The sequence below is a fragment of the Streptosporangium minutum genome (genome assembly GCF_002149035.1).
Classification (GTDB): domain Bacteria; phylum Actinomycetota; class Actinomycetes; order Streptosporangiales; family Streptosporangiaceae; genus Streptosporangium; species Streptosporangium minutum.
The window spans coordinates 40,832-50,758 of the sequence record NZ_NGFP01000032.1 but is presented as its reverse complement, the minus strand read 5'-3'; the positions used below and the strand labels follow the sequence as shown (position 1 = coordinate 50,758).

The window sequence follows — 9,927 nt, the reverse complement described above, 5'->3', positions numbered from 1 at the left end:
CCCGCCGATCCGGTTCTTCGATCAAGGGTGAACACCCACCCAAAGGCGGCAACAAGGCACTGAAACGGGCCATGTTCCTCGCCGCGTTCGCGTCCCTGTCCGACCCCGAAAGCAGGGAGTACTACGACAAGAAGCGCGCCGAGGGCAAGAAGCACAACGCCGCCCTGATCTGCCTCGCCCGTCGCCGTTCAGACGTCATCTACGCCATGCTCCGCGACCGCAAGCCCTACCAGCCCCGCCGGAAGAACCACACCCGAAAGCCCGCGGCCGCTTGACGAACACCATAGGGACACCCCCCAATGGTGACCGCATCGGACCGGCCGGGCGGGTAGCCGAGGGCGGGATCGGTGGGCACGATCCCGGCCACGGCCAGCGCCAGGCCTGCGGTCATCAGCAGGCTCGACCCCCACACAGCGCTGCGGCTCGGAGGCAGGGCACGGCGCAGCCCGGCGGCGAAGGTGAGCAGCAGGAGAGCGCCGATCACGAAGTTGACCGTTTGCAGCCAACCGCGCTCGCCAGTGCCGAGCTGGCTGGCGCCGTGATGCCACAGGCTGTAGCCGGGGCGGGTGGCGCCGTCGATCAGGATCAGGGCTGGGACGAGTACTCCGGCGGCGATGCCGCAGCCGAGAAGGGGTGTGGTCGGGCGCATCGGGGAGCAGCCTCCAAACTCCACGATCGGAAGATCATGGGCCGACCAGGCTTCCCGGCTCACTGACGTGCGCGTCCCCGCTTGGGGCGCGTTCCTACAGTCGCCTGGAAATGTAACACCTGGCCCCCCGCTCGGCCAGGTGCCGCACAAGCTCAGCCCTTGATGAAGCGGCGGGTCATATAACGGCGGACGGGGGGCAGGGAGGCCAGGCGCAGCGGTAGCAGGCTCAGCCACAGCAGCAACGGGCTGGTGGGGGCGTAGACGCCTTTGACCCGGCGGCCGAGCTTCTGCTTGCGTTCGGCTTCGGGTCGGATGGCCGCCTCCCACGCGGCCAGGGCTGCGGGAATGTCGCCGGGGTGGGCCGCCAGTTCGATGCCGAGACAGTCGGCGCCGCCGACGGCCAGGGAAGAGCCGTACCCGGCGAAGAGGGTGACGCACCAGGCGGCGTCGCCCAGCAGGACCACCCGGCCTTTGCTCCAGGATGCTGCGACGACCTGGCTGATGGTGTCGAAGTAGACCGAATCGGCCCGCTGAAGTCCGTCCAGGGCTTCGGGGACGACCCAGCCGAGGTCGCCGTAGACGCGCTGCAGTTCGGTAGTCACGTCCTCGCCTGGGCGGGCGTGGCTTGTGCGGTAGCCGAAGAAGGCGACGTTGCGGCCGTCGGGGATGCTGATGACCGCGGCGGTGCGGCCGCCGGATGACAGAGTGCCGGTGGCGCCCGGAGCGATGGTGGCGGGGCGCTTGTCGAGCATGTAGACGGCGACCTTGTGCTCCAGGTCGAGCAGGAAGTCCTCCTCCGRGCCGAACAGCAGGGCGCGGGTGGCCGAATGGAGGCCATCGGCGCCGATCAGCAGATCGCCCTCCTCGAGGGTGCGACATCAGCCACGTCGACCAGCCGCCCACCCACGACACACTCGACCGTTACCGCCCCAGCCGCGCCGCCCACCATCTACGCCGGGTCCTGGTCACCGGCGGGATCCTGCCCGAGCGTGATGAACGCCTTGCCGACCTCGAACACTGGGTCACGCTCAAGACCGCCCAGATCGCCGACCCCGCCGAACGACGGATCCTTCGCAGCTTCGCCACCTGGCATCATCTCCGCCGGCTTCACCGCGAGTCCGAACACCGCTACATCACCGCCGAACAGGCCGACTTCATACACAACGAGGTCCGCGCCGCGCTCAAGCTGATCACCTGGCTCCACGAAAGCGGCAAAAGCCTGGCCACCTGCACCCAGCACGACATCGACACCTGGCTCGCCGAGTCGCCCGGCACCCACCACCACGCCCGTGCCTTCGTGCTCTGGACCAGCAGACGCGGCCACACCCACAAGCTGGAGATTCTCCAACCCACCCGCAGCGAGGCCCTCGCCCGGATCGACGACGATCAACGGTGGGATCTGGCCCGCGCCCTGCTCCACGACGACAGCCATGCCCTCGAAGATCGCGTGGCCGGCCTACTCGTACTGCTCTACGGACAACCACTGAGCCGGATCGTCCGCCTCACCAGCGACCAGATCATCCAGAGCCCGATCCGGGTTGAACTGCGCCTCGGATCCGCCCCCCCCTGGACCTGCCCGCGCCGTTGGACGAACTTGTCTGTCAGCTCCTCAACCGCACCAACGGCAGCACAGGCGCCGCCACTTCCAGACAGTGGCTCTTCCCCGGCAGACCCCACAACCACCACATCTCCACCGCCCGGCTCAAGGCCCGGCTCGCCCGCCTGAGCATCCACGGCCGCTCCGGACGCAACGCCGCCCTGATGGACCTGGCTGCCAAGCTCCCACCCGTTGCGCTCGCCCGGCTGGTCGGCATCCACCTCAGCACCGCAGGAGTCTAGGCAGAACGAGCAGGCGGCTCCTCGGCTGCCTACGCCGCCCAGGTCTCCCGCAGGTGATCATTCGGCACGTTCCGATTCCGGTGGTTACCAATATTGCGGCGCACGGCGTCGGCGAATTCGGTGAAGCGCCGGTGCTCCTTAGTCGTCATGAGCGATGCTGCGGGCAGGAGGGCGGGGCCGGGAGGATGGCCGCGATCGTGGGCGCGGCCGTCTCGGTGTGCTGGCATGGCAGGGGCCGGCACGGGTTCGGGGGTCTGCTCAGGTAGGTCTTGCCGACTCCGGTGATCCCATCGACGGAGATCAACGGGCCGCGCGAGCAGCCGGGGCGCCCACGGTGCTGTCCACAGCTCGGTCCGGTCTGCGGTCAGTGCCTGGTCGAGCACGGCCACGTCGAGGGCGGGGCCTTCTTCCAGGGTCAGGGGTGAAGGGTGGCGACCGGGGCGAGCACGGCGTCCATCCGGGCGACGAGGGCGGGGTCCAGGGTGATGCCGGACGCCGCCGCGTTCTCGGTGAGCTGGTCCGGGCGGGAGGCGCCGACGATCGCGGCGGCGACGTCGCGATTGCGCAGCACCCACGCCACCGCCAGCTGCGCCATGGTGAGCCCCGCCTCGCGCGCGAGCGGGCGGAGCAGTTGCACCCGCTCGAGGACGTCGTCGCGCAGGTAGCCCTGGATGTTCAGGGCGCCGCCGCCGTTGTGGTCGGAGGCCCGGCTTCCGTGGGGAACCGCGCCGCCGGATGCGTACTTGCCGGTCAGTACGCCCTGGGCGATCGGTGACCAGACCACCTGACCCACGCCGAGCTCACGGCAGGCTGGCAGGATGTCGGCCTCGATGACCCGCCACAGCGCCGAGTACTCGGGCTGATTGGCCACCAGCGGCACGCCGAGCTCACGGGCGTAGGCGTGCGCGGACCGGATCTGCTCGGCCGTCCATTCGGATACGCCTATGTAGAGGGCCTTGCCGGACTGCACCACGTCAGCGAACGCCTTCATCGTCTCCCGCAAGGGGGTGCGGTGGTCGAATCGGTGCGCCTGGTAGAGGTCGATGTGATCCGTCCGCAGGCGGCGCAGCGACCGCTCGATCGACGTGATGATGTGTTTGCGGCTCAGGCCTCTGTCGTTGGCGCCACGCCCGGTCGGGAAGTAGACTTTGGTCAATATTTCAAGTCCTTCGCGGCGTTCGCCGACCAATGCCCTGCCCAGCAGCATTTCGGCGCGCCCGCCGGCATAGGCGTCGGCGGTGTCGAAAGTGGTGATGCCGGCGTCCAGCGCGGCGCGCACGCAGGCGAGCGCCGTTTCCTCGTCGACCTGTGAGCCGTGGGTGAGGAAGTTGCCATAGGCGATTTCGCTGACCACGAGGCCACTGCGCCCGAGCCGCCGGAATTTCACGCCGACGACCGCCCACTGAAGTTAACCATAATGAATCATCTTTCATTGAAAGATATCCGGCAACTGGTAAAGTGTCGCTCCATGTCCGCCGCAGCAAAATCGGAGTCCCGGGCCGCTTCCGCCATTCTCAGTGACGCCTCTGAAATTCTGCTGGCGTTGTCCAACGATCGACGATTGTCCATCGTCAACACGGTCGTGACGATGAACAAGGAGTCCGGCGCGGTGAGGCTGGCGGAGCTGGGCCGCGCTCTGGGACTGGACCTCAAGCCCCTTTCCCGCGATGTGATGCGACTGGTCGAGGCCGGCGTGCTGCGGCGCGACGGTGACGCGCTGATCGCCGACATCGCCTCGCTGGGACGGATCGGCGATTCGGTGGTGGAGATGACCGCGCTGTGCCAGGCGATCCCACCGGAGTCGCCGTTGCGCCGCTACCTCGTCCACGGCCGCATCGTCGACCTGCCGAAGCGGCCAGAAGACCTCGACGTGATCGCGCACGCCCTCGCCAGCCTCCTGCCCGAGGACCAGACGCTGAGCGAGAGCGAGGTCAACGCGATCCTCGCCCACGCGGGCGACGACGTCGCGCGGCTGCGGCGGCTGCTGGCAGACCTCGGCCTCGTCGAGCGGTCGGGATCGGCGGAGTATCGACGCCCCGCCGCGGCGCCGGCCAGGGCCCTGTGACCGGGCACACCACCGCCGTCCCGGTCGTCGACTTCGACCGGCTGCCTGCGGACTGGGGGCACGGCCCGTGCATCCTGCGCGGACTCGACGGTGTCGACGCGGTCGACACATATGGCATCCTGTGCCGCATCGGCGCCGCCGTACGCGACGGGACCTGCCGCCGGCCCGACGACGTCAAGGTCTTCACCGTCCCGCAGGTGGCGGCGGAGCTCGGCGAGTACCTTCCCGGCCCCGGCGAGTCCGAGTTCGGCCCGTACGCGCGGCGGGTGTCGCAGTCGTTGGACGTCGGCTGGAGCGTGGTGGCCAACTCGGCACAGTCGCAATCCACGGACTTGTACCGATTCGCCCGTGACGTGTTCATCCGGCTACGTGGCACCGAGCGCGGGCTACCCGCAGGCATCTCGGACTGTTTCATCGTCGCCGGCTCGTACGCGTCGGGGCCGACCCGCATCCACAAGGACACCGCCGACGTCTTCCTGTACGTGGCCGAAGGCGTCAAGACGATGCTGCTGTGGCCGTTCGAGACGCTCGCCGGCCAGGCGCCGGACGACTGCGACCCGGGGCACGAGTACGTCGCGCTCGGCATCGGGGCCGACGCCGTCGACACGCCGCCGCTGCGGCTGACAGGCGGGCCGGGCGACGTGCTCTACTGGCCGGCGTCCTACTGGCACTGCGGCGAGTCCGACGGGCAGCCGTCGCTGAGCCTGCACCTCGCCACGCACAACTTCCGTGACATGGGACCGGTGTGGGCCGGTGCCTTCACTCGCGCCGGGCTCGGTGCGCAGGCGCCGCGGTGGAGCACCACGGAGCGCGAACTGGCCGCCGACGCGCTGACGTTCGGGCGTACCGCCGCCGCGGCCGCCACCTCCGCCGTACACCAGTGGAGCGTGACGCGGCACAGCACGGCCAACTTCGAGATCCTCCCCGACTTCCCGCGGCGCACGCCGCCCGACTGGCAGCAGGCGGCGGGGGTACGCGCGGCGCAGCGCACCCCCGTTTCCTGGGTGCCCGACGCCGCGGACCCGAACACGATCATCGTGGCCGTCAACGGCCGCTCGTTCCGTATCGCGGCGCGGCAGCCGTCGGTGTCGCTGCTGAGCGCGCTGGACAACCTGGCCGAGGGTGCGATCCTGAGCCTCGACGCGTGGCGTGGGACCGACGGGCTGCCGGCCGACGTGGTGACGATACTCGACGTCGCCTATGTCGCCGGGGCGGTGGACGCCAGCTGAGCCTCCGCCCGCACCGGCACGACCAGGGTGGTGGCGAGCGGCTCGGCGTACAGGCCGGGCGCCGCCGCGTCGACCTCGGTGAAGGTCACGTCCCGCAGCGCCGCCGGCAGGTCCGTCCACAGGTTCGCCGGCAGGCCGGCGCGTTGCGCCTCGCCGTGCGCGAGCAGCAGGGAGTTCGTCGACGCGAGACGGCGCAGCACCTGAGTCCGCACGATGCGCCTGGCGTCCTCGACCGGGCGTGCCGAAGGACGTGCCGCGTCCGCGTGTGCCGCGTGGATCAGCGACACCACGCGGTCGGCCGTCGCCATGTCCGGCGCGGCGAGCATGACGAACTCGCCGCGGGCGAGGTCGGTCACGCAGTCCCACAGGTAGCTCACCGCCGCACGGGACCGCACGATGTCGTCGAGCGCCGAGTGGTACGGGCCGAACGCCGCCTGGTTGGCGATGAGGGTCGCGGCCAGCTCCCGTACGGTGCGGACCGGCGGAACGGCGCGCCGGACCTGAAGGTAGGCCAGATCCGCGCGTGGTGAGCCGACCTCGAGCCACGCCGGTGGCCTGCGGGGCCGACGCAGGTTGATYACCGGATCTTCGCCGCACGCCACGGCGTCCGGCCCGAGCGCCGCGGTGACGGCCACGCCGACCGGCACGGCCGCGGGCTCCTCGAGCAGCCGCCGGGCGGCGCGCACGACGTCGGCGACGAGCTGCCCCGCATGGATCCGGCCAGGGCCTGTGGGCCGGGCGAAGAGCGTGGCCAGGGTTGCGAGGTGATGCGAGGTTTCGACGGACGCGGCGGCGGCCCGCTCCAGCGCGCGCCCGGCCCGCTCGGCAGGCACGGGAGCCGGTCGTACGGCGTCGTGCAGGCGCGCCGCCTGCTCCCAGACGCAGGTCGGGTCGAGCGCCGTTACCGTCACGTCCACGCCGATGACGCGGCCGTGGTCGACGAGGGGGGCGGCCGCGCCGAGCCGGGCGCCGAAGGTCCAGACCCTTGGGAGGGTCAGCGCGTCGTGGATGAGCTGGACGGCGGGCCCGTCCGGCGGAGCGCTGTCCGCGCGCAGGTGCACGCGCGGCTGCGGGTCACCGGTGTGCACGTACCGCACGCTGCGGTTGCCGTCGCGGCGCTCCCAGGCGCTCACCGCCGCGACCCGGCGTGTGCGCGGAATTCCGCGTGCGGGCTTGTGGCGAGCAGCTCGGCGAAGTCCCGCATCGTGGCCGTCGACGCCTCGCGGACCGCCTGCCGTACCGCGTCGTGACCGATCGCCGGGCCGATCAGATCGATCGCGTCGATGGCGGCCTGGTCGGTGGCCTCGATCCGGGTCGCGTCGGTGGCGGCGCGCACCGCGTCGAACTGCGCCAGGTCACCGCGCAGCAGCGGGAGCAGGTGATCGTGGACGAGGTCCGCGGCGGGTCCGTCCGCCAGGCCGGCGGCCACCGCGAACAGGTGACCGCCGCGCACCGCCGCCGTGCCGAACGGGGAGACGACCCGTCCCGACACCCACCGCAGCCCGGCCGGTGGCGGGCATCGCTCGATCAGCCCGGTGGCGAGCCAGGCCGCTGCCGCGACGTCCACGGTGGACGGAAGAAGCCAGGCGGTGGCGCGCGCCTCGACGTCCTCGGTGGCGACGGACCAGCCGCCTGTCAGTGCCGGCGCCAGCGCGCTCACCGTCCCGCCCTGGTCAGTCGGTACGGCGAAGGCGGCCAGCAGTTCCCCGGGTGAGGGCGACGCCTGCGGTCCCGCGACGCACACGGCGAGGCGGTGCCCGGTCAGGAACGAGGTGATGCCGTCGAGCCGCAGACCGTCGGTGTCGACGGCGACCGGATCGAAGTCGGGATCGCCGCGCAACGCCCGGGCGATGTCGCGGCGCGGGAACCCGAAGACCCGCCGCTCCCGTCCGGTCCGCCGTTCCAGCGCGATGAGCTTCAGCGCGGCCGCGACGCGCGGCGCCATCGCCTCGGGCGGGGCGGCGCGGCAGCGGTGAAGCCGCCGCGCCAGGGCGGAGACGACCGCCGGAACCTCGTCCGGCGGGCACACGTGGTGCAGCACGACGGCGTGCTCGCGGGTCTCACCCCACTCGACGGTCGGCACGTCGAGCCCGTGCGCGAACCACACGTGTTCGAACAGATGGGCCAGACCCGCGCCGGACGGCGGGTCGTCAAGGTAGCCGCGGGCCACCACCACGCAGATCGCGCTGTAGAGGCTGTCGGGCAGCACACGCACCGCGGCACTGACGCCGCCGCGGTGCGAGGAGGCGATCACTCACGATCTCCCTGGGGTACGGCGGCGTCGTCCTGCGGCGCAGGCGCCCGCCGAGCGGCCATGAGCACGAGACCGACGGCGGCGGCCACCACCGTGACCACGCCGGCGACCACGAACGTGGCGCGGGGGTCCCTCGCGGCGAAGATGCCGCCGAGCACAAAACCGACCAGGAAGAACGAGTTGATGATCGAACCCGCGGCGGCGTGCGCGCGGCCCAGCAGCTCATTCGGGGTGCGGATCTGCACCGCCGTACGCATGCCCATGTTCTGGTAGGCGTTGGCCGCGCCCGCCGCCAGCGCGGCGACGACCGCGAGCACGACAACGCTGACAAGTCCGTACGCGAGGATCGCCACGCCCATGACGCCGGCGCCGATCAACACGACACGCTCGGGAACCCGGAACTCGCGGCGGGATCCGAGGGCGGCGCCAACCAGTGCGCCGACCCCCCACGCCGCGGTCAGCACGCCCAGGGCCGTGGCGCCCGATTGCAGGGGCCCCTTGACGAAGAACACCAATGCCACGTTGACCATCGAGCTGGCCGACACGGTGATGATCACGATCGGCAGGACGGTGCGCAGCTCGGTCTGGCGGGCCAGGAACTTGATGCCGTCGGTGGCGCCCGTCCACCACACCTTGCCGTCGTCGTTGACCGGGCGGCGCACCTTGATGAGCACGATCGCCGCCGCGGCCAGGGCGAAGGACACGGCGTCGGCCAGCAGCGCCGGCCGTACCCCGACGCTTGCCACCAGCACGCCGCCGATGACCGGCCCGGCGAGCGTGGACGCGGAGCGGCTGACCTCCAGCAGTCCGTTGGCCCGGGTCGGGAAGGCCTCGCCGGCCAGCAGGGGGATCAGCACGATCGCCGCCGGGGTGGACACGGCCGCGCACAGGCCGACCAGCGTCGAGCCGCCGAGCAGGACGGCCGTGTTCGGCCAGGCGCTCATGGCCAGCACGACGACGGCCTGCACCCCGGACACCAGGGCGAGCATCCGCCCGGCGTCGCGCCGGTCGAGCAGCTGGCCGGCCAGCGGCGCCAGCAGTACGGCGGGCACCAGCTGCAGCACCAGCAGCGCGGCGACGAGGAATGACTGCCCGGTCTCGGCGAGGTGAAACATGACCGCGATGGCGGCGATCTCGTCGCCGACGGCCGAGACGAACACCGCGACGAGGAAGACAGCGGCCGCACCTCGGCGAGCTTGGGCGACATCGGTGGACATAGTGGTGGAGTTCATCCTTTGCGCCCGGTGAGAATGTAGTCGGCGTCGTTGCCGTAGGCGTGCAGCGCTCCGAGCCCCGCACCCGCGAACATCTGGGCGAGCGCGGCGATGGGGCGCAACCGCCGCAGCTGTGTCCCGCGTTGCGTCTGCCGTACGGTTCCGTCGGGGCCGACGATCCGGATGACCCGCTCGATCCGCAGGCACCGGCCGTCGTCGTCGGGGGTCCGTCGCTCCTCGACCTGCGCGAGTGTGGCCTCGGCGACCTGGACGTCGGGGCGCCTCGTCCAGCCGGTGCCGTCGCGCAGCGCGTTCTCGCCGGCCGAACCGGCGAGCGCGAGGACGCCGCCGGGCTTGAGTGCGGCCGCGTAGCTGTGCACCGCGGTCATGGCGGCGGCGTCGTCCACGATGAAGCTGAACGCGTTGAGCGGGCAGAAGATCATCGCGTATCCGCGCAGCGACGCGTCGAGCGGCGCGAAGCTGCCGCGATGCACCACCGGGCGCAGCCCGAGGCGGCTCGCCTCGGCGATGCACACGTCGGTCATCTCATCGGAGATCTCCAGTCCTTCGACGTCGTGCCCGGCGGCGAGCAGGCGCAGCGTCAGGCGTCCGGTTCCGCTGCCCAGCTCCAGGGCTGGGCCGTCGGCGTCGGCGACCAGTTGGGTGAACACGTCGTC

Annotated in this window: 11 protein-coding genes and 1 pseudogene; 4 read left to right on the top strand and 8 right to left on the bottom strand. The window is 71.3% G+C overall.

Going from position 1 to position 9,927, the window contains the following annotated elements:
• A pseudogene (locus tag CA984_RS10110) lies at positions 1-275 on the top strand (IS110 family transposase); the annotation flags it as partial.
• Here CA984_RS10110 and CA984_RS10105 read toward each other — a convergent pair.
• The 3 genes from CA984_RS10105 to CA984_RS45395 form a co-directional block, all read right to left on the bottom strand.
• The gene (locus CA984_RS10105) at positions 227-673 is read right to left on the bottom strand and encodes a DUF998 domain-containing protein (RefSeq protein WP_133061603.1); all 447 of its coding nucleotides are present in this window, start codon (positions 671-673) and stop codon (positions 227-229) included. The pseudogene CA984_RS10110 and the gene CA984_RS10105 sit on opposite strands and share 49 nt — an antisense overlap.
• Positions 674-801: 128 nt before the next feature.
• Positions 802-1,497, bottom strand: coding sequence for an FAD-dependent monooxygenase (locus CA984_RS10100; RefSeq protein ID WP_278248996.1), 696 nt, complete (start codon positions 1,495-1,497; stop codon positions 802-804).
• Between the two features lie 101 nt (positions 1,498-1,598).
• A complete protein-coding gene (locus CA984_RS45395; protein ID WP_133061602.1) occupies positions 1,599-2,081 on the bottom strand; it encodes a hypothetical protein in 483 nt (160 codons plus the stop codon).
• Between the two features lie 152 nt (positions 2,082-2,233).
• Here CA984_RS45395 and CA984_RS10090 point away from each other — a divergent pair, with 152 nt between their 5' ends.
• Positions 2,234-2,488, top strand: a complete 255-nt coding sequence (locus tag CA984_RS10090) for a hypothetical protein (RefSeq protein ID WP_086570557.1) — start codon at positions 2,234-2,236, stop codon at positions 2,486-2,488.
• 415 nt (positions 2,489-2,903) lie between these two features.
• Here CA984_RS10090 and CA984_RS10085 read toward each other — a convergent pair whose 3' ends face one another.
• Positions 2,904-3,875 carry an aldo/keto reductase family protein gene (locus tag CA984_RS10085; RefSeq protein WP_086570555.1) on the bottom strand — a complete coding sequence of 324 codons (972 nt, stop codon included), beginning with the start codon at positions 3,873-3,875 and terminating at the stop codon, positions 2,904-2,906.
• Positions 3,876-3,956: 81 nt separating this feature from the next.
• Between CA984_RS10085 and CA984_RS10080 the strand changes: the two genes are divergently transcribed.
• Together CA984_RS10080 and CA984_RS10075 are read left to right on the top strand one after the other, a co-directional pair.
• Complete coding sequence (locus CA984_RS10080) at positions 3,957-4,553, top strand: DUF2087 domain-containing protein (RefSeq protein WP_165781189.1); 597 nt, start codon at positions 3,957-3,959, stop codon at positions 4,551-4,553.
• Entirely contained in the window at positions 4,550-5,782 is a 1,233-nt protein-coding gene (locus tag CA984_RS10075) for a JmjC domain-containing protein (RefSeq protein WP_086570552.1), read from the top strand. Before CA984_RS10080 ends, CA984_RS10075 begins: the two co-directional genes overlap by 4 nt.
• Here the strand turns inward: CA984_RS10075 and CA984_RS10070 are convergent.
• From CA984_RS10070 to CA984_RS10055, 4 genes are read right to left on the bottom strand one after another with little or no spacing between them, the layout of a single operon-like run.
• Entirely contained in the window at positions 5,752-6,915 is a 1,164-nt protein-coding gene (locus tag CA984_RS10070) for a hypothetical protein (protein ID WP_086570550.1), read from the bottom strand. The genes CA984_RS10075 and CA984_RS10070 overlap by 31 nt on opposite strands.
• Positions 6,912-8,036, bottom strand: a complete 1,125-nt coding sequence (locus tag CA984_RS10065) for a hypothetical protein (RefSeq protein ID WP_086570548.1) — start codon at positions 8,034-8,036, stop codon at positions 6,912-6,914. The genes CA984_RS10070 and CA984_RS10065 overlap by 4 nt, the downstream gene beginning before the upstream one ends.
• Entirely contained in the window at positions 8,033-9,268 is a 1,236-nt protein-coding gene (locus tag CA984_RS10060; protein WP_086570546.1) for an MFS transporter, read from the bottom strand. Before CA984_RS10060 ends, CA984_RS10065 begins: the two co-directional genes overlap by 4 nt.
• Positions 9,265-9,921: a class I SAM-dependent methyltransferase gene (locus tag CA984_RS10055; RefSeq protein WP_165781188.1), complete on the bottom strand. Its 657-nt coding sequence runs from the start codon at positions 9,919-9,921 to the stop codon at positions 9,265-9,267. The genes CA984_RS10060 and CA984_RS10055 overlap by 4 nt, the downstream gene beginning before the upstream one ends.
• Between the last annotated feature and the right edge of the window lie 6 nt (positions 9,922-9,927).